Raw genomic sequence first — 19,589 nt, 5'->3', positions numbered from 1 at the left:
GGACCTGTCGTAATGGTAAGATTTATCGGAATATTGGTTGGCCTGTTCTTTTCAGGCTGGCTCCTGGTTTCTTTTGCAATGGGAGCAAAAGAATATATCTCCAACCCGCCGGCGGAAACCGCCGAACATGCGTTCCATCAGGAACCGAAGGATATTTCCTTCACCTCCGATGGTCCGCTGGGAAAATTTGATCGCCAGCAGCTGCAACGCGGCTTCCAGGTGTACAAGGAAGTCTGCGCAGCCTGCCACTCGCTCCGTCTGGTCGCTTTCCGCAATCTGGAAGAAATCGGCTATAATGAAGACGAAGTGAAGGCAATCGCGGCCAACTGGGCTATCCAGACACCGGATGTCGATCCGGACACCGGCGAAATGTCGTCCCGCCCATCGTTGCCTGCCGACAAGTTCCCCAAGCCATTTGCCAACAACGTTGCGGCAGCCGCTGCCAACAACAACGCGATCCCGCCTGATCTCTCCCTGATCACCAAGGCGCGCGAAGGCGGAGCTCCTTATGTCTATTCGCTGCTGACCGGCTACCAGAACCCTCCGGCAAATCTGCCTGAAGCCAACCAGCCGGGACCGGGACTGCATTATAATCCTTATTTCGCCAACCTGAACCTCGCGATGGCCCCACCACTGGCGGCTGCCGATATGGTCAGCTATTCCGACGGCACCAACCCCAGCATCGAACAGATGGCTGAAGATGTGACGGCTTTCCTGATCTGGACGGCAGAACCAAAGCTGGAAGAACGGCACCAGACCGGCTGGGCGGTCATCGCTTTCCTGCTGATTGCGACGATTCTCGCCTATCTGTCCTACCGGACGATCTGGGCCGACGTGAAAGCGGAAAAGAAAAAGAAGGTCTGAAGACGCGCAGCCTCTTCAACTGCTGACTAGAAAAGCCCGCGCAATGCGGGCTTTTTTATGGCTGCAACATCCTAGCTGGCCAGAACTGAAGTGATGGCCCGTTTCCAGCCCGCCAGACGCAAGTCTCTGACATCTGCTGCGATCGCCGGTTCGTGAACGTCGAGCCCCGAGATCATCGTCGCAGCGGCTTCGAGCGAACCATATATTCCGCAACCGACCGCCGCCAGCATTGCGGCACCCAGCGCCGTAGTCTCGAAAAATTCCGGCCGTTCGACCCTGATGTCGAGAATATCGGCGAGATCCTGCACCATCCAGTCATTGGCCACCATGCCGCCATCAATCCGCAAATTTTGCCAGTCGACCCCGTCAGCGGAAAAAGCTGTTTTCAGATCGTGGCATTGATAGGCCATTGATTCGAGCGCGGCGCGAGCGATATGCGCCTTTTTCGATGCAAAGCTCATACCGGAGATGGTCGCGGTCGCATCGGCGCGCCAGTGCGGAGCGCCGAGGCCGGACAAGGCTGGGACCAGATAGACCCCGCCGTTGTCGTCGACCGAGCGCGCCAGTTCCTCGCTCTCTCCGGCAAATTTCAGCAAACCGATATCGTCGCGCAGCCATTGCATCAGGCTGCCGGCCACGAATACCGACCCTTCGAGCGCATAGACACGGCGGCCCTGATATTGATAGAGAATGGTCGATAGCAGGCGATTGTCCGACCGTGGTGCCGTTTCCCCGCTGTTGGTCAGGATGAAGGCTCCGGTCCCGAAAGTGGCTTTTGTCTGGCCGATCGCCAGACAGGCCTGGCCGATGGTGGCTGCCTGCTGGTCACCGGCGGAACCGCATATCGCGATCGGGCTGCCGAACAGGTTCGGTGCGGTGGTCCCCAGCGTCCCCGCGCAATCGACAATGCGCGGCAGCGTCTTTCCGGGAATGTCGAAAAGCGCCAAGAGCGCATCATCCCAGTCATCCGATTCCAGCCCCATCAGCATTGTCCTGCTTGCGTTGCTAGCGTCCGTGACATGCTGCCCGCCGGTCAGCCGGTAGATGAGGTAGGATTCGATCGTGCCGAAGGCGAGATTATCGCCCGCGGCTTTTACGTCGGGCCAGTGTTCCAGCATCCAGCCGATCTTGCTACCGGAAAAATAGGGATCGAGCAGCAAGCCCGTCTTGTTCTGAACCATCGGCTCGAGGCCGTCAGCCTTCAGCCTGTCGCATGTGTCAGCCGTTCGGCGATCCTGCCAGACGATTGCCCGGCCGAGCGGTTCGCCCGATCTCTTGTCCCAGGCGACGACCGTTTCCCGCTGGTTGGTGATCCCGATCGCCGCGATCTTGTCTGCTCCGCCAGCCTTTTCGATCATTTTCTGGCAGCAACTCAGGGTCTTGTCCCATATTTCGGCAGCATCATGTTCGACCAGTCCCGGAGCCGGATAATATTGCGTCAGCGCTTCCTGCTGCGATCCCTGCAACTTGCCGTCGACGCCAAACAGCATCGCCCGGGTCGATGTCGTGCCTTCATCGATAACCAAAATATGCTGTGCCGCCATGTCCCGCTCCCATATTGCCCTTGCAAGCTATAAGCTGGCATTGAAAAGGCAAGCGAAAGCCGCCTATGCTGCAATGCAACATTGCACATATTGCTGGTTTGTTTATTAGGTCGCTAATGTACGATTTGGCTATCATTGGCGGCGGTATAAACGGCGTCGGCATTGCGCGCGATGCAGCGGGCAGGGGGCTGAAGGTCCTGCTGGTCGAGCGCGACGATCTGGCTTCGCATACATCCTCGGCAAGCACCAAGCTGGTCCATGGCGGTCTGCGCTATCTCGAACATTATGAATTCAACCTCGTCCGCAAGGCGCTCAAGGAACGGGAAGTCCTGCTCCGCGCCGCACCGCATATCATCTGGCCGATGCGCTTCGTGCTGCCGGTCGACAAGGGTATGCGGCCCGCCTGGCTGCTGCGGCTCGGCCTGTTCCTATATGATCATCTTGGCGGTCGCGAGATATTACCGGCCACCAAAAGCCTCAATCTCCGCACCGACCGTCGTGGCGATCCGCTGCAGAAACGGCTCAGCAAAGGCTTTGCCTATTCCGATTGCTGGGTCGAGGATGCCCGACTGGTCTCGCTCACCGCGCGCGATGCCGCCGAGCGCGGCGCCGAGATCCGGACACGCGCCGAATGCGTCGGACTCGATCGCAAGGCCGATCACTGGAATATCGACATTCGGCAGAATGGCGCACCATGCATCGAACAGGCCAGGATATTGGTCAACGCCGCCGGCCCTTGGGTCGACCCGGTCACGGCGCTCTACAACCGCAGCAACCACGCGGCCAAGTTGCGACTGGTCAAGGGCAGCCATATCGTGGTGAGGCGCAAATATCAGGGCGATCACAGCTATATTTTCCAGAACAATGATGGCCGAATCATCTTTGCCATTCCCTATGAGGGCGAGCACACGCTGATCGGTACCACCGACCAGCCGTGGACCTATGCCGAAGGTGACGCGACGATCAGCGACAGCGAAATCGATTATCTCTGTGATGCCGCCAGCGAATATTTCGTCAAGCCGGTAACCCGAGACGATATCCAGTGGACCTATTCCGGGGTCCGGCCGTTATATGACGACCATAGCCGCAGCGCCGCCACCGTGACCCGGGATTATGTCTTTGATTATGAGACGGATAACGGCGCGCCGGTGCTCTCGATCTTCGGCGGGAAGATAACCACTTATCGCGTGCTAGCGCTGCAGGCGATCCGGACGCTCGCGGACAAGCTCGATGTCGATACCGATGACTGGACCAGAGAAGCGGCTTTGCCCGGCGGCGATTTCCGGCATGATGGCGTCGAGGCGCTGGTCGACCAATATGAAGAACGCTGGCCTTTCATCGATCGGGTCATATTGCACCGATTGGTCCGGGCTTATGGTACGGATACCGTCACTTTGCTGGCCGAAGTCAAACAGGCGGCGGATCTGGGCCAGTCTTTTGCTGCCGGCCTCTACGAGATCGAGATCCGCTGGCTGGTCGACCATGAATTTGCACGCAGTGCCGAGGATATTCTCTGGCGCCGGTCGAAGCTGGGATTGCATATGACGAAAGCCGAACAGCAGGCCGTCGCGCAATGGTTTGAACAGCATGCGCTCTCCTCACAGACAAATCTCAAGCTTTCCTGATTGACGGACCACAAAAGCGGTGGCAATAGCAGCGCATTCGGACGATCTGACGGTCGATCGGGAAATGCGGGTGTAGCTCAATGGTAGAGCAGAAGCCTTCCAAGCTTACGACGAGGGTTCGATTCCCTTCACCCGCTCCATCTACCTTGTAACACTGCGCCGTTCCGCCAAAATTTTAATTCTCCGGCCATGTCGCGTTACGTCCGCGCCTCATGGCGAGGGCGTTCAATAGCGATATATCATAATAGCCACAGCGGCTTTAAGCCTTGGGTTCGCCTGTCGGTTTGCCTTGAACATGCTTTGCCAGCGACCGGAGGAAAATTCGCAGGTATAAAAAGATTTGGTTACATTTTTCAAAAATAGACTAAATTGCGCTGACTTGTCCTGTTCCGAATTGTTTGATCACCTGAGCTTCCGTCTCAATAAATAGTGGAATCTGATTATGCCTACTCGCAGCCGGATCAAGAATTTCAGACTGGCCGACTATAAAGACCGGCAGGCAAATGACTCGCGGTTGCAGGAACGCGGCGCATTGCAGAAGAGCGGTGATGCCTTTCATGCGCTGGCCGATACCATGCCACAAATGGTCTGGTCGACGCTGCCCGACGGTGATCATGATTATTATAATGCCCGCTGGTATGAGTATACCGGAGCGCCCAGGGGCTCAACCGATGGCGAAGCCTGGGCCGACATGTTTCATCCCGACGACCAGCCGGAAGCCTGGAAGCGATGGAATCACAGTCTCGAGACCGGCGAGCCCTATGAAGTGGAATATCGTCTGCGTCATCATTCCGGCCAATATCGCTGGGTTCTGGGGCGGGCACTGCCGATTATCGGGCCGGATCAGAAGATCCAGCGCTGGATAGGCACCTGTACCGATATCGAGGATGCAAAACAGGCGGCCAGCCACAACGAGATGCTCAGCCAGGAATTGAGCCACCGGATCAAGAATATTTTTGCCATCATTTCCGGCCTCATCAGCATGACCGCACGCGGCGACGAAAGCTTTCGCGAGCCGGCCGAGACCCTGAAAGGGCGGATAGCGGCGCTGGGGCGAGCGCATGAATATGTGCGGCCGCATAATGACAAGGAACAGGCAGTATTGGGTGATGTGACAATGCAGCGCCTGCTGTCGGAGATATTTGCATCCTATCCCGCCTTTACGGAGAACAGGCTGCGTATTTCCGGCGGCGATATTGCGGTTGGTGACAGGGCGGCAACTCCAATCGCGCTTGTTTTCCACGAACTGGCAACCAATTCGATGAAATATGGCGCCTTGGCCGCTGATGAAGGGCAGGTCGATCTGGTCATTTCCCGGGACCAGGACATGGTGCTTTTCAAATGGTCGGAAAACGGTGGCGCGCCGATCGATACACCGCCAACCGGGTCCGGTTTTGGATCAAAGCTGGTCGAAATGTCCGTAACCCAGCAACTGGGCGGCAGACTCGACCGGCTATGGCTGCCCACCGGTCTGCAGATCGATATGGCGGTCCAGGCAGCCCGGTTATCGGGAAGCTAGCAACCGGGCGCGACCGATAGCCGAAATCAGTCGAACAGTTTCATTCTTTGCGGCGGTTCGGCATCGTCCCTGTCGTTCGAGACGTCGACCAGATAGTTCAGAACATCCTTCAGGACTTCGATTTCAACCGGTTTGGTCACCGCACCCAATGTTCCCTCGACGCCGTCTCCCAGCTGCCTGGGGTTTGCAGTGATGAAGACCACCTTCACCCCGAATTCATTGGCCAGCCGTTCGCCGATAATCGGGCCGGTCGGCCCGTCGCTCAGATTGACATCGACGAGCGCAATGCCGGGCTTTTTCCTGACGAGCGCCAGCGCGGATTCGGTGTCATCGGCAACACCGATGCAGTCGTAGCCGAGGTTACCGACGATTTGCTCCAGCTCCATGGCGATGAGAAACTCATCCTCCACGATCATAATCTGAGGGGTCATAATATTGGTCCGCTAATATACTATCTGCTTCCTTAACGCGAGAATTGCCAGTCCGGTTCCCGGAAATGGCCAAATAACGCATATTTCAAACGACCGGGAAAAATCAATCATCGATCTACCCCTCGATAGGAATTGGCAAAGCGTGCCTTTCACGCCTGAAAATTTCACCGAACCAGCCCGGCCGGAGCCGGCCTGGTTAAATATCTGACATAATCAATATGCTTATCCCCGTGGTATGGCTAGTATCCGGGGGAGGGGATTTTCATGGACAACCCGTTTGCGAAACCTGTAAAATTGGTCATTCTGGCAAGCAGCATGGCTCTGGCAATGATTCCCGTGCCGGCTTCGGCGCGATTTGGCGATGCTTTCGGAGCCAAATCCGGCGATGCATCACGCGAAGAACCTGCCACCACAGCAGAGCAGGGCGGCGCTTCGGGTCCCCGGTTATCAAAAGAGTCCGCTACGGATGCCGATACGGTAGCCCCCGAAGATAGCGTCGCCGGCCCGGCTGGTGCCACATCCTTTGATACATTGTGCGGCAATGGCCAGGGCAAACCGGATGGGACGAACGCCGGTCCCAGGCGCAAGGGGCTGTTCGGCATGGCCGACCGGATGGCGAAAATGACCAGAAAGATCCCGCTGGTCGGCGATTTTCTCGTCGACAGTGCCAACGATCTTTCTCAGGCAGTGGCCTGCCGACTCTACCCGGAAGAGCAACAACAGGCGGCCGAAGCGACGCAACGGGCGACAGAGGGTGGTGAGATTGGTAAAAAGGTCGAATGGCGGAGCAGCGTGCGCGACAATGTCTCGGGCAGTTCGACCATCGCTTCGAAAAATGCCTTGCCGGACGGAACGCCCTGCATGCTGCTCACAGATATTGTGATTGTGGACGGCGAGGAACTGAAAGTGTCCAAAACCATGTGCAAACCGGCCGGCACAAACCGCTACACGATCATGGACAGCTGATCCGCTATATCGCAAAGTCATCCTGCGGCAGCGGGAACGGCCGCAAAAGCGCTTCTTTCTGACAGGGGAATGAACCATGCGCGTCGATTGATACATTTTGCGACAATTTTTGTTCGTTCTGACAAAGTTCAGCGACAAGTTGCCAGTAGAACGACATTCATGGCGGAACGGAAAAAGCGTTTCCCCGAACTGGAACATGAGGAACATATTATGAAAAAAGCAATTTTGATCTCGAGCGCTACCGCCCTGTTGATGGCAGGCGGCATTGCCGTTGCTGCCCCCGGTGACCGTGGCATGAAAGCTGACGCGAATGGCGACGGCACGATCAGCCGGGCGGAAATGACCGCATCGCTGAACAGCCGCTTTGCCAAGATGGATGCAAATGGCGATGGCCAGCTCTCCAAGGAAGACCGTGAAGCGAAGCGTGCCGAACGTGCGGGCAAGCGCGACGAACGTTTTGCCAAGGCTGACAGCAATGGCGACGGCGAACTGAGCCAAGCCGAAATGGAGGCGGCCCGCGCCGAACGCAAGGCCGCGCGCTTTGCTCGCGCCGACAAGGACGGCAATGGCAAGCTCAGCCAAGAAGAAGCCAAGGCCATGAAGGGCAAACGCAGCGGCAAGGGCATGCGCGGCAAAGGCAACAAGCGTGGCGGTCACGGCATGGCGATGATGCGTAATGCCGACACCAATGGTGACCAGAAGATCAGCAAGGCCGAATTTACCGCAGCGGCAATGGCCCGTTTCGACAAGGCCGATGCCAACGGAGACGGCAATCTGACCAAGGAAGAACGCCAGGCGGCCTTCAAGGCGCGCAAGGGCGAACGGAATAAAAGAGGCGGTTAATCCCTGAACCACTCTTTTTGCGAACGGATCGTCAGCCATCCCCCTTCTCCCCCAAAGTGGCTGGCGGTCCGTTCCTATTTTGCAATTTCTCTATTAGGGCAACCCGATGACGAACAAGACCCACATATTGCTGGTCGATGACGAAGCCTCGCTGCGCGAACCGCTGGCCGAATATCTGATCAAACAGGGCTATAAGGTACAGCAGGCCGCCGATGCCAGCATCGCGCGGTCATTGCTCAACGCCTATGATTTCGACATCATCCTGCTCGACATCATGATGCCCGGCGAAGACGGGCTCAGCTTGTGCCGCTTTGTCACCGACAAGACCGATATCCCGGTCATTATCATCAGTGCCAAGACCGAAGAAACCGAGCGGATCATCGGGCTCGAACTGGGCGCAGACGACTATATCACCAAACCCTTCAGTCCGCGCGAACTGGTCGCCCGGATCAAGGTTATTTTGCGCCGCGCTGAAAAAAATGGGACCGCCCAGGTCGGGACCAACGGCAGCGGCTATCAATTTTCCGGCTGGACCCTGAAATGTGACAAGCGAAGCCTTGTGGATGCCGATGGAGTGAATGTGTCTCTCTCGACCGGCGAATACCAGATGCTGCTGGCGCTGGTATCCCGCGCTGGCAAGGTATTGAATCGCGACCAGCTGCTCGACATCACCCAGGGCCGCGAAGCCCATGCCTTCGACCGCGCCGTCGACAACCAGATCAGTCGCCTGCGCCGCAAGATCGAAGCCGATCCGAAAAATCCCGAAATTATCAAGACCGTCTGGGGTGGCGGCTATGTGCTGGCCGGCGAAGTTAAATCGCTGTGAAGCGCCTGTGGCCCCATAGCCTGGTCGGACAATTGCTGATGGTCGTGGCGCTGATTCTGTTGCTGGCGCAGGGCATCAACAGCTTTCTGCTCTATCGCGGTGCCCAGAACCAGAATCTGGTCGAGGCGTCGACGGCGGCCGTCGCCCGCATTGCCTATGGTTTCGAACGGCAGGCGCGCGATCGTCCAGCCCAGCGCCGCAACAGCAACAGGTTACGGCGCTGGGGGCAGCTCCGCTATAGCCCCGATAGTCCTGTTACCGACAATATGCGGCGGCTGCCCGAACTGGAAGCGCGCGCCGGTCAGGCCCTTGCCAATATGGGCATCGGTTTCACCGAAATCCGCGCCACGGTGCTGACCGACCTGACCAGCGACATGACCGGTCATGTGGTCGGCTCCAATCGCGGCGAGTGGCGCAACAGTCCGATCAACCGGTCGATGGGCGGTGGCACGCAGAAAGCGGAAACCAAAGGCTTCGTTGTCATTTCAGTACAGCAGGACATCGGCCAGTGGGTCAGCATCGCTTCCGCCGTGCGCGAACGATCGCCGCTTCTGGTCCGCACGCTGCTGGTACAGACCATCACCATCTATCTGCTGATGCTGATCCCGCTGATCCTGCTCGGGCGCTATATTTCCCGTCCGCTGAAATCGCTCACCGCAAGAACCCGATCCTTTCAGCCCGGCACGACCGAAACGCTCGAGGAACAGGGACCGCCGGACACGCGTGAACTGATCCGCGCCTTCAATGACATGAGCGACCGCGTGACGCGGATGATCGATGAAAAAGACGTCATGCTCGGCGCTATCGGCCACGACTTGCGGACTCCTCTGGCCGCCTTGCGGGTGCGCGTGGAAAGTGTCGAGGACGAGACCGAGCGCGAGCGGATGGTCAGCGGTATCGAGGACATGAACAATATGCTGGAGGATATCCTGTCGCTGGCGCGCCTGGGTCGCTCTACCGAGCAAGCGGATCCGGTCGACATCCGGTCGCTGATCGAAACCGTTGTCGACGAATTTACAGATCTTGGCCGTGATGTCCGCTATCAGCGCGGTGAAAAACAGATTGTTGCGGTCCGCGAAACCCTCGTCCGCCGGGCGCTGCGCAATCTGGTCGGCAACGCCACGCTTTACGGCAAGCTTGCGGACATCTCTGTGGAAAAGTCCGACAACAGCCTGTTGATTCATGTGGATGATGACGGCCCGGGCATCCCCGAGGCCAAAATATCCACGATGTTCGAACCCTTTCTGCGCGGTGACGGATCGCGCAATCGTGCCACCGGCGGATCGGGGCTGGGCCTAACTCTCGCCCGCGCCATTGCGCGTGATCACGGCGGTGACATCATTCTCCAAAATCGGGAAAATGGCGGACTGCGTGCCACGCTGATATTGCCGCTCGGCTGAGCTTCGGGCCGGCGGTCTTTGCATCGTCAGAGCGCGGCGGATGTTAGTCTGCCGCGGTTTCCGTAACCGCAACCGGATCGTTGACACCATCGGCGGCCAGTTCCGCATCAATATCCTCGGCCATCACTCTCGCCGCTTCGGCAGCGGCTTCTTCCAGCGACCGCGCATCCTCCTCTATCTCTGCTTCCATTTCGGCTATGGCCTCGTCACCCTGTTCCTCCATCGGCGTTTCGGAACAGGCGGCCAGCAACAATAGGCTGAGTCCGAGAAGCGGAAGCGCTCTCATGGTTTGACAGGCATGGTAAAATCCGCATCGCTATTGGCGATGATCGACAAGACCGTGGTCCAGGCCGCAACATTTTGCCGCAACTGTTCCGGATCAATCTTGTCGAGCGTGTCATCCGGTGTGTGGTGCAGGTCGAAATAGCGGCTGCCGTCCTGCTGCAAATCGATTATCGCAAGATTGCTATCGCTGATGATCGGCCCGATATCCGCGCCGCCACCGGCCTTGCCGCCGGAACGGCCTATGCCAAGATTGAGCAGACTGGCGGATATCCTGTCGGCCACCGGTTTGGCGCTATCGGGCAGGGTAAATTCCACCCGCCAGACCCTGTCGGCGCCGAAGTCCGATTCCATGGCGATCGCATGTTTCTGATCGCGATGGGCATCGCGATAGGCCTTGCCACCCCAGATACCGACTTCTTCCGCGCCCGCCCAGAGCAGTCTGATGGTCCGCAGGGGCTGGCCGTGATCCCTGATATTCTTGGCTGCCGCCGTGATGATACCGCAGCCCGCCGCATCGTCAAAGGCGCCGGTCGCCAGATCCCAGCTGTCAAGATGGCAGGCGATCAATATCATCGGCAGGCTCGGGTCCCGTCCGGTCACTTCGGCGATGACATTGCCCGATTCCTGCTGGCCCAGATTTCTCGGTGTCAGCACCAGATTCATCGTCACCGTCTCTCCGACCCCCTGCGCCAGCTTGACCATCCGTTCAAGATTGTCGGCGTCGGGAAGTGACAATGCGCCCGCCGGGATCGGTTTGACGCCTTCACCAAATCCGGTGCTGCCGGTGTGCGGATTGCGATGATAGTCGGTGCCGATCGACTTGATAACATAAGCAACCGCGCCCTTCTGCGAGGCAATCGAGGGACCGACCCAGCGGACCGGTCCGAAAGCGCTATAACCCGAACCATCCTGGGACCGGTGCATCTTGTGCGTTACAAAGGCGATTTTACCGGCCAAGCTGCCGTCAGGCACCGCCTTCATTGCCTCAAGCGACTCGAAATAGGCAACTTCCGCCGTAATGCCCTCCACCCCGGTGCTTGCGCTATTGCCAAGCGCGGTGACAACCAGCGGCTGGGCATAAGGGGCAACAACGGCAGCCGTTTCTGCCCCGCGCACCCATGTCGGCATCATGAAGGGTTCGCTACGGACATTGTCGAAACCGTACGCTATCAGCCTGGCCACAGCCCAGTGGCGCGCCCGAGCTTCCTGTTCGGTACCCGCCTGCCGCGGTCCGATCTCGGTGGTCAGCCCCTCGACAATATCATAGGCGACATCGTCCTGCAGCGCCTTGGCCTGAAGCATCATTGGGTCATGGTCCGTGGCCAGAGCGGTGGTGGACAGGGACAGCGCGGTTGCGCCAGCGAGCAATGCGGATATTTTTCTCATGACGGCTGACTAACCCGCCCGCCAGCATTTGCCAATAGGCTGGCCAATGGTCTCTTGCGACCGGCGGACGGAATAGCTACATGGACCATCAAACAAGCCCGATTTTTCCGTTAATGCTGCGCCTCCCCGGCCATGCTGAGCCATCAGCACGATCGACAGGCTCGGGGCTAACGGCACTTGAACAAGAGAGAATTTAACATGGCCGCCCAATATTCCTTCGTCATGAAGGGTCTGTCCAAGACCTACCAGAACAAGCAGAAGCCGGTACTGGATAATATCAGTCTGCAATTTTATCCCGATGCCAAGATCGGCATTGTCGGTCCGAACGGCGTCGGCAAATCGACCCTGATGAAGATCATGGCCGGCAAGGACACAGAATTTACCGGTGAGGCCTGGGCCGGAGACGGGATTACCGTCGGCTATCTGGAACAGGAGCCCGAGCTCGACGAGAGCAAGACGGTCAAGGAAAATGTGATGGATGGTGTCGGCGAGATTGCCGATCATATCCGCCGCTTCAACGAAATCACAGAATTGATGGGTGATCCGCCCGAAGACGCCGATTTCGATGCGCTGATGGAAGAAATGGGTGTGCTCCAGGAAAAAATCGATGCGGTTGATGGCTGGACACTCGACAACCAGCTGGAAATCGCGATGGAGGCCCTGCGCTGCCCGCCCGGCGACAGCGCGGTAGACAATCTGTCCGGCGGTGAAAAGCGCCGCGTCGCGCTCTGCCGTCTGCTGCTAGAGAAACCCAGCATATTGCTGCTCGATGAGCCGACCAACCATCTTGATGCGGAATCGGTTTCCTGGCTGGAAAACCATCTGCGCGAATATCCCGGCAATGTTATCATGGTAACCCATGATCGCTATTTCCTCGACAATGTCGTGAACTGGATGCTCGAACTCGATCGCGGCCGCTATTATGTCTATGAAGGCAATTATTCGCTCTATCTGGAGAAGAAAGCCAAAAGGCTGGAGCAGGAAGCCCGCGAGGACAAGGGCAAGCAGAAAGCGATCAGCGACGAACTGGCCTGGATGCGACAAAATCCCAAGGGCCGCCAGACCAAGTCCAAGGCGCGTATCAAGAGCTTCGACCAGCTGGTCGAGGCCCAGGAAAATCGCGATCCGGGCAAAGCGCAAATCCTCATCCAGACCCCCGAACGGCTCGGCGGCAAGGTGATCGAGGTTGACCATCTCTCGAAGGGCTTTGGCGACAAGCTGCTGATCGACGATCTCAGCTTCACCCTGCCACCCGGCGGCATCGTCGGCGTCATCGGCCCCAATGGCGCGGGCAAATCAACCCTGTTCAAGATGCTGATCGGTCAGGAAGAGCCGGATAGCGGCAGCGTGTCGATCGGCGACACGGTCAAGCTGGGCTATGTCGACCAGAGCCGCGACGAACTCGACCCGAACAAGAATGTCTGGGAAGCGATTTCCGACGGCCATGACTATATGACACTCGGCAAGCATGAAATGTCGACCCGCGCCTATGTCGGTGCCTTCAACTTCAAGGGCACCGACCAGCAGAAGAAGGTCGGCCAGCTTTCCGGCGGTGAACGCAACCGCGTGCATATGGCACGGATGCTGAAAGAGGGCGGCAACGTGCTGCTGCTCGATGAGCCGACCAACGATCTCGACGTCGAAACCCTGTCAGCGCTGGAAGAAGCTCTGGAAAGCTACGCCGGTTGCGCCGTGGTCATCTCGCATGACCGCTTTTTCCTCGATCGTCTGGCAACCCATATCCTGGCGTTCGAAGGCGACAGCCATGTGGAATGGTTTGAAGGCAATTTCGAGGCCTATGAGGAGGACAAGGTCCGGCGTCTGGGCGAGGATGCGCTGAAACCGAGCCGGGCGACCTACAAGAAATTGACCAGGTGAGACGGATCGATACGGAAAAACACGGACGGAACCCTATCTAATCGTCATGCTGAACGTGATTCAGCATCCAGAGCGTCAAACCCCTGCAGTCATTGGGTACCGCTCTGGATACCGGATCAAGTCCGGTATGACGTTTTAGGCCGGGCGTGCAGCCGGTTTTCCAGCCAAACTAACCCCGACAATCGCCACCAGCGCGGCAACAAACCCGGGAATAATTTCGTAAACCCCTGGACCACCCAGGAACTCCTTGTTCCAGCCCATAGCGATCCACAGAATCACCACGCCGGCGCCGACAGCCAATCCCGAGACCGCGCCCGCGCCGGTCATCCGCTTCCACGTCAGCGACAGCAGGATCAGCGGACCGAACGCAGCGCCGAAGCCGGCCCAGGCGTTGCTGACCAGTCCCAGAACCTTGCTGTCCGGATCGCGGGCGATATAGATGGCGACCAGCGCGACCAGCGCCACAAACAGTCGTCCGATATTGACGGTTTCCCGCTCACTGGCGTTCTTGCGCAGAAACAAGCGGTAGAAATCCTCGGTCAGCGAGCTGGAGGAGACCAGCAGTTGCGAGCTGATCGTGCTCATGATCGCGGCCAGCAATGCGGCGAGCAGGAAGCCGGTGATCAGCGGGTGGAACAATGTGTTGGCCAGCAAGATGAAAATCGTCTCCGGATCGTCCAGCGTCAGTCCGTTCATCTCGACATAGGCGCGGCCGGTGATGCCGACGCCGATCGCGCCGAGCAATGCCACGCCCATCCAGCTCATGCCGATATTGCGCGCGGTGGCCACTTGCGGCACCGAACGGATCGCCATGAAGCGCACGATGATATGCGGCTGTCCGAAATAGCCGAGCCCCCAGGTGATGGCCGAGAGGAAGCCGATGAAGGACAATCCGGCGGTCAGACTCAGAAAATCGCGGTCGATCGCGTTCAGTTGCGCACTGGCGGCGCTGAAACCGCCATCGCTGGTCAGGACCACGATCGGCATCAGCACCAGCGCCACGACCATTATGCAGCCCTGGACGAAATCGGTCAGGCTGACGGCCAGGAATCCGCCAACCATCGTATAGGCCAATACCACGCCGGCGGTCATCCAGATGCCGGTCATATAATCGCTCATGCCGGTGTCGCCGAACAGGCCGGCGAAGCTGGTTTCGAACAATTTGCCGCCGCCGACCAGGCCGGCTGCGGTATAGACAGCGAAGAACAGGACGATGATGATTGCCGAGGTCACTCTGAGCGCGAGCGCCTTGTCAGGGAAACGGTTGGCGAGAAACTGGGGTATGGTGAGGGCGTTGCCATAGCTTTCCGTCTGCGCGCGCAGACGTGGGGCAACGACGATCCAGTTGACCAGCGCGCCGACAAACAGGCCGATGCCGATCCACACCTCGACCAGCCCTGCCGCATATAGCGCGCCGGGCAGGCCGAGCAGCAGCCAGCCCGACATGTCGGATGCCCCGGCAGATAAAGCCGCTACCGCCGGATGGAGATCGCGCCCCCCCAGCAGATAGCCTTCGCTACTGTCTGTCGATTTGCGCCAGGCGTAAAAGCCGATGGCCAGCATCAATATGAAATAAAGGGCGAGTGAAAAGAGGGCTCCGGTTTGCATCCGACGGTCATAGCGATTTTGACGCGCGAGTCACCCGTTGCATTTGGGAAGGAGGAAACTGCGAATTCCTGTCGCTGATCGTCCCGCAACCCGGCTTGCGGGCTCTGCCATCCTCCCTGCCTACGGGGAAGGGGAAGGCGAGCGCACCATTTTGCAGTGAACCCGGTGGCGGTCCAGATCCAGCCCTAATGTTCCTTCCTCTTCGCGGAGGAAAAAATACTCACCGCAAACGCTTCACAAATAACTGTCCATTTTCATCACGTTTTGTCTGAAAGTTCGGAACCTCTTCGAACATTTCTGAAAGCCGCGAAAAACCGTAGTTGCGAACGTCGAAGCTTGACCGGTTGCCGGCAATCTTGCCGACTTCGCTGAGGCTGGCATAGCCCTCGGCATCGCGTTTGGTGGCCTGATAGGCATCGATCAGCAGATTGAGCAGTTCTTCGTCGACCTTGCCGCCGTTGCTATCGCCGGTTCCGTTCGCTGCCTCGCCCTTGGCTGCCGTCTTGACGTCACTTTTACCCGCGCCGGCGCGATGGCGCTTGTCCGCCTTGATCAGCGCATCGACGTCGATAAAGCGGCTGCAGGCCTGCTTGAACGCTTCCGGCGTCTTGGCGCTGCCAAACCCATAGACGGGCAGGCCTTCCTGCCGGATCCGCATCGCCAGCGGCATGAAGTCGCTGTCGCTGCTCATAATTCCGAAGCCGGTAACCTTGCCGCCGAACAGCAGGTCCATGGCGTCAATCGTCATCTTCATGTCAGTGGCGTTCTTGCCCTTGGTCATGTCGAACTGCTGTTGCGGTTCGACACCATATTTGTGCAATATATCGACCCATCCCTTGAGCGACTGCTTGCGCCAGTTGCCGTAGGCGCGGCGGATATTCACGGTGCCCAGCTCGGCTAGCGCGGTCAGCACGGGATCGAGGCCATTGTGGCTGGCATTGTCGGAATCGATCAGCAGGGCGATATTGTCATTATGTTGATTCATGACGCTTTGATGGACCGCGCGGGGAGGGCGTTCAAGAGGAAAAACGCTGTCCTACAGCAGGGCGGATCGATTATATGAGGCGTGGCTCTTTGACAGGCAGCATATCGATTGCGCGGCGAGCACCGCTGGCGCATGCGCCTAAGCGCGACCTGGTTCCGGGAGCAGGGAATTTCTTTATAACAGTGTAAAGTGTGTAAAGTTCGCCGCCACAATAGGCGCGAAACCAAAGGGCAAGATTGGTTACATTCTCAAGATAGCGAATCAAAGCACTGAAATGACGGGATTCACAAGGCCCCTTCAGTCCACGACCGAGAAATGGTCACCGTCCGGATCGAGCACGTGCAGCTTGCCTTCGGCAATCGCGAACCAGGCGCCGATCAGACGAATCGAGCCATTTGCTTCCTTTTCCTGAATGCAGGGGAATGTCCGCAAATTGGCCAGGCTGGTCTTGACCCCTTCATGCTCCATCGCCAGTTGGGCGGCGCTGCTGTCGAGGTCTCCGTGTTCATGCGCAACTCTGGCCCGCGCGTCGTCGAGCAGGGTGATCCAGTCGGCGATAAACCCGCCTTTGCCGTGGGGCATGTCCTTCATCTGCTCGGACAAAGCCGCGGCGCAACCGCCGCAGCTGCCATGGCCCATGACGACCACTTCTTCGACCTGAAGAAACTGGACGGCAAATTCGAGCGCTGCCGAGACGCCATGCTGTCCCGGTGTGGTCTCGAACGGAGGCACCAGCGCCGCCACATTGCGGACAATGAAGGTCTCGCCGGGGTTGGTATCGAATATCTGGGTCGGGTCCACGCGGCTGTCGCTGCAGGCGATGATCATCACCTTCGGGCTCTGGCCTTCCTTGAGTTCATCCCAGCGCTCCCGCTGGGTATGCCATTGGTCGGAACGAAAGCGGCGATAGCCGTCGAGCAGGTCTGCAAATTTTGTCATGTTTCGATCCATATCACCGGTTTTGGGGGTGGCAAGAGCGGTTTTCTTTCCCTATCTGATAGAAATGAACGAAATCACCAAGATCACCCCGCCGGAACCCCGCCCCGAACGCCTGCGCAAGCCCGACTGGATCCGCGTCAAAGCCCCGATGGGGACGGAATTCGAGAAGACTCGCGCACTGATGCGCGAGCATAAGCTTAACACGGTTTGCGAAGAGGCGGCTTGCCCGAATATCGGCGAATGCTGGACCAAGAAGCATGCCACCGTGATGATCCTGGGTGATGTCTGCACAAGGGCCTGCGCCTTCTGCAACGTCAAGACCGGCATGCCGATGCCGGTGGACCCGCTGGAGCCGCAGCACACGGCCGATGCCGCCGCCAAACTGGGTCTGGAACATATCGTTATCACCTCGGTGGATCGCGACGATCTGCCCGATGGCGGCGCCAGCCAGTTCGTGAAAGTGATCGAGGCTTTACGCCGGACGACACCGAAAACCACGATTGAAATATTGACACCGGATTTTCGTAACAAGACCGAAGCAGCGGTCGAGGCCATCGTCGCCGCCCGTCCCGACGTCTATAATCACAATCTGGAGACTGTCCCGCGGCTCTATCCGACAATCCGTCCCGGCGCGCGCTATTATGCGTCGCTGCGCCTTCTCGAGCAGGTCAAGCGACTCGATCCGTCGATCTTCACCAAGTCGGGCATCATGCTGGGCCTGAGCGAACAGCGGCTGGAAGTGCATCAGGTGATGGACGATATGCGCAGCGCTGATATTGATTTCCTGACCATGGGCCAATATCTGCAGCCGACGACGAAACATGTAAAAGTCAGCGAATTCGTCAAGCCGCAGGCCTTTGACGCTTATGCGTCGGTCGCCCGGGCCAAGGGCTTCCTGCTGGTCGCATCCAGCCCGCTGACCCGTTCCAGCTATCACGCCGGTGAGGATTTTGCGAAGATGCGCCAGGCGCGCGAGGAAAAACTGGCGCGGTCCGGTGACCTGAATGCCCGTCCATAGGGAAACCCGCGATCTGCCCTACAGCGCCGCGCAAATGTATGCGCTGGTGGCGGATGTAGGACGCTATCAGGAGTTTCTGCCCTGGGTTGTCGGCACGCGGATCAGGGCCGATAACGAGACCGAGATGCTCGCCGATGTCCTCGTCGGATTCAAGGGGCTGCGCGAGCAATTCTCGTCTCGGGTGATCAAGGTCCGGAACGAGTCGATCGACGTGGATTATCTCGACGGTCCGCTGAAGCAGCTACACAATGAATGGCGCTTCCGCTCGCGTGACGGTGGCGGTTGCCATGTCGACTTTTACGTGGAGTTTACCTTTAAAAACCGCATGTTCGAAAAACTGGCCGGACAGATGTTCGCCAAGGCGCTGCACAAGATGACCAGTGCCTTTGTTGACCGCGCCGGCGAAATATATGGCGGCAGCTACGCGCTTTCTTCGGGCAGCAGCAGTTCCAGCGCCACCCGCACCGCCTGAAAACGGATATCGGCGCGGCTCTGGTCGTCGCCGAAATTCTTGCGGTCGGCCACAACATCCTCGGCGCTTTTACCCTTCTCGGCCTTGGCAAAGACAACCGTACCGACCGGCTTTTTCTCGGTCCCGCCGCCGGGTCCTGCAACTCCGGTGATCGCCACTGCGACATCGCAGCCCGAGCGCTCGAGCGCCCCCTGCGCCATTTCCCAGGCGACCGCGATGGACACCGCACCAAAGGTCTCGAGCAGATCACCGCTGACTCCCACCATCGACTGCTTGGCGTCATTGGAATAGGTGATGAAGCCGCAATCGAATACGTCGCTGCTGCCAGCCACCTCGGTCAGAGCGGCGGCAACCAGACCGCCGGTGCAGCTTTCGGCTACGGTAATCCGTCTGCCAATCTTGCGGTTCTGCTCGATGACTTGGGCCGCCAATGCGGCAAGCTCTGGGGGAAGAAGATTTTGCATGAAAGTGCGGCTACCCTATTTCTCCGTGTTTTCACAAATAATTATCGGCGGCTTTTTCTCACGGTCAGTTCCCAGCTTCATGAACAATCCGATCAATCCACCAACATTAGCCGGCGGCAGCGGTTCCAGCAATGTATAGGCTTCGCTGATCGTGGTGCAGCTTTTGGGTTTGATGCCATCGTTGACCATGGCGCTGACCAGACCATCGAGGAAGGGCCGCATGGCATCAACATCCATGCTTTCCGGCATCTTTTCATCGAACATGATCTTGATTCCGTGCTTGGCTGTCGGCCAGGCCTGCTCCGAAGCGATGCTATATTTCTGATAGGATTGTGAGTTCTGCTGCAACAATGCCGCATTCTCGTCGAGATAGGGGCTGCATTTTGATCCCGCAGCATCAAAAATAACGGGCAGAATATACGTGAATATCGCATTGGCCTGTTCGGCAGAGACACAGGCCTGCGTTTCTGCGGCCTGGGCAGCACCGATGTTGAGCGCGCTGATTAGAGTGACGCAAGATGCAAGCTTCTTCATTC

General features: G+C 58.3%; 19 protein-coding genes and 1 tRNA gene. 11 read left to right on the top strand and 9 right to left on the bottom strand.

The window, feature by feature from the left end:
• Positions 1 to 12: 12 nt before the first annotated feature.
• The gene (locus BOSE62_RS05080) at positions 13 to 864 is read left to right on the top strand and encodes a cytochrome c1 (protein WP_159642958.1); all 852 of its coding nucleotides are present in this window, start codon (positions 13 to 15) and stop codon (positions 862 to 864) included.
• A gap of 71 nt (positions 865 to 935) precedes the next feature.
• On the opposite strand, the gene BOSE62_RS05075 is transcribed toward BOSE62_RS05080, so the two are convergent.
• On the bottom strand, positions 936 to 2,408 hold the full coding sequence (locus BOSE62_RS05075) for an FGGY family carbohydrate kinase (RefSeq protein WP_159642956.1): 1,473 nt from the start codon (positions 2,406 to 2,408) through the stop codon (positions 936 to 938).
• 116 nt (positions 2,409 to 2,524) lie between these two features.
• Here BOSE62_RS05075 and glpD point away from each other — a divergent pair, with 116 nt between their 5' ends.
• The 3 genes from glpD (at position 2,525) to BOSE62_RS05060 (ending at position 5,552) form a co-directional block, all read left to right on the top strand.
• Positions 2,525 to 4,033, top strand: a complete 1,509-nt coding sequence (gene glpD / locus BOSE62_RS05070) for a glycerol-3-phosphate dehydrogenase (RefSeq protein WP_159642954.1) — start codon at positions 2,525 to 2,527, stop codon at positions 4,031 to 4,033.
• 66 nt (positions 4,034 to 4,099) lie between these two features.
• Positions 4,100 to 4,173, top strand: a tRNA-Gly gene (locus BOSE62_RS05065).
• Between the two features lie 302 nt (positions 4,174 to 4,475).
• Positions 4,476 to 5,552: a sensor histidine kinase gene (locus tag BOSE62_RS05060; protein ID WP_159642952.1), complete on the top strand. Its 1,077-nt coding sequence runs from the start codon at positions 4,476 to 4,478 to the stop codon at positions 5,550 to 5,552.
• Between the two features lie 26 nt (positions 5,553 to 5,578).
• Here BOSE62_RS05060 and BOSE62_RS05055 read toward each other — a convergent pair whose 3' ends face one another.
• Positions 5,579 to 5,983, bottom strand: coding sequence for a response regulator (locus tag BOSE62_RS05055; RefSeq protein ID WP_201295634.1), 405 nt, complete (start codon positions 5,981 to 5,983; stop codon positions 5,579 to 5,581).
• Between the two features lie 264 nt (positions 5,984 to 6,247).
• On the opposite strand from BOSE62_RS05055, the gene BOSE62_RS05050 reads away from it, so the two are divergent.
• The 4 genes from BOSE62_RS05050 (at position 6,248) to BOSE62_RS05035 (ending at position 10,018) form a co-directional block, all read left to right on the top strand.
• The gene (locus BOSE62_RS05050) at positions 6,248 to 6,949 is read left to right on the top strand and encodes a hypothetical protein (protein WP_159642950.1); all 702 of its coding nucleotides are present in this window, start codon (positions 6,248 to 6,250) and stop codon (positions 6,947 to 6,949) included.
• A gap of 210 nt (positions 6,950 to 7,159) precedes the next feature.
• Entirely contained in the window at positions 7,160 to 7,792 is a 633-nt protein-coding gene (locus BOSE62_RS05045) for a hypothetical protein (protein WP_159642948.1), read from the top strand.
• A gap of 106 nt (positions 7,793 to 7,898) precedes the next feature.
• A complete protein-coding gene (locus BOSE62_RS05040) occupies positions 7,899 to 8,618 on the top strand; it encodes a response regulator (protein WP_159642946.1) in 720 nt (239 codons plus the stop codon).
• On the top strand, positions 8,615 to 10,018 hold the full coding sequence (locus BOSE62_RS05035) for a sensor histidine kinase (protein WP_159642944.1): 1,404 nt from the start codon (positions 8,615 to 8,617) through the stop codon (positions 10,016 to 10,018). Before BOSE62_RS05040 ends, BOSE62_RS05035 begins: the two co-directional genes overlap by 4 nt.
• A 43-nt stretch (positions 10,019 to 10,061) precedes the next feature.
• Here BOSE62_RS05035 and BOSE62_RS05030 read toward each other — a convergent pair whose 3' ends face one another.
• Positions 10,062 to 10,304, bottom strand: coding sequence for a hypothetical protein (locus BOSE62_RS05030; protein ID WP_159642942.1), 243 nt, complete (start codon positions 10,302 to 10,304; stop codon positions 10,062 to 10,064).
• Positions 10,301 to 11,689 (bottom strand): M28 family peptidase, encoded by a 1,389-nt coding sequence (locus BOSE62_RS05025; RefSeq protein WP_159642940.1) that lies wholly within the window; start codon positions 11,687 to 11,689, stop codon positions 10,301 to 10,303. Before BOSE62_RS05025 ends, BOSE62_RS05030 begins: the two co-directional genes overlap by 4 nt.
• A 198-nt stretch (positions 11,690 to 11,887) precedes the next feature.
• Between BOSE62_RS05025 and ettA the strand changes: the two genes are divergently transcribed.
• Positions 11,888 to 13,567 carry an energy-dependent translational throttle protein EttA gene (gene ettA / locus BOSE62_RS05020; protein ID WP_159642938.1) on the top strand — a complete coding sequence of 560 codons (1,680 nt, stop codon included), beginning with the start codon at positions 11,888 to 11,890 and terminating at the stop codon, positions 13,565 to 13,567.
• A 135-nt stretch (positions 13,568 to 13,702) separates the two neighbouring features.
• Here ettA and putP read toward each other — a convergent pair whose 3' ends face one another.
• The 3 genes from putP to BOSE62_RS05005 all read right to left on the bottom strand — a co-directional run bounded on the left by putP (position 13,703) and on the right by BOSE62_RS05005 (position 17,099).
• Positions 13,703 to 15,175, bottom strand: a complete 1,473-nt coding sequence (gene putP, locus BOSE62_RS05015; protein ID WP_159642936.1) for a sodium/proline symporter PutP — start codon at positions 15,173 to 15,175, stop codon at positions 13,703 to 13,705.
• Positions 15,176 to 15,395: 220 nt separating this feature from the next.
• Complete coding sequence (locus tag BOSE62_RS05010) at positions 15,396 to 16,160, bottom strand: NYN domain-containing protein (RefSeq protein ID WP_159642934.1); 765 nt, start codon at positions 16,158 to 16,160, stop codon at positions 15,396 to 15,398.
• Positions 16,161 to 16,457: 297 nt separating this feature from the next.
• The gene (locus BOSE62_RS05005) at positions 16,458 to 17,099 is read right to left on the bottom strand and encodes a carbonic anhydrase (RefSeq protein ID WP_159642932.1); all 642 of its coding nucleotides are present in this window, start codon (positions 17,097 to 17,099) and stop codon (positions 16,458 to 16,460) included.
• A gap of 64 nt (positions 17,100 to 17,163) precedes the next feature.
• On the opposite strand from BOSE62_RS05005, the gene lipA reads away from it, so the two are divergent.
• Both lipA and BOSE62_RS04995 read left to right on the top strand, forming a co-directional pair.
• Positions 17,164 to 18,117, top strand: coding sequence for a lipoyl synthase (gene lipA / locus BOSE62_RS05000; protein ID WP_159642930.1), 954 nt, complete (start codon positions 17,164 to 17,166; stop codon positions 18,115 to 18,117).
• Entirely contained in the window at positions 18,104 to 18,589 is a 486-nt protein-coding gene (locus BOSE62_RS04995) for a type II toxin-antitoxin system RatA family toxin (protein WP_159642928.1), read from the top strand. The genes lipA and BOSE62_RS04995 overlap by 14 nt, the downstream gene beginning before the upstream one ends.
• Here BOSE62_RS04995 and BOSE62_RS04990 read toward each other — a convergent pair.
• On the bottom strand, positions 18,538 to 19,053 hold the full coding sequence (locus BOSE62_RS04990) for a CinA family protein (protein WP_159642926.1): 516 nt from the start codon (positions 19,051 to 19,053) through the stop codon (positions 18,538 to 18,540). The genes BOSE62_RS04995 and BOSE62_RS04990 overlap by 52 nt on opposite strands.
• A gap of 15 nt (positions 19,054 to 19,068) precedes the next feature.
• A complete protein-coding gene (locus tag BOSE62_RS04985; RefSeq protein ID WP_159642915.1) occupies positions 19,069 to 19,587 on the bottom strand; it encodes a hypothetical protein in 519 nt (172 codons plus the stop codon).
• Between the last annotated feature and the right edge of the window lie 2 nt (positions 19,588 to 19,589).

Source organism: Sphingorhabdus sp. 109 (assembly GCF_902506555.1).
In the GTDB taxonomy this organism is placed as follows: Bacteria; Pseudomonadota; Alphaproteobacteria; order Sphingomonadales; family Sphingomonadaceae; genus Parasphingorhabdus.
Note: the sequence above shows the minus strand (reverse complement) of the source record. Positions and strands in the feature narration are given on the sequence as shown.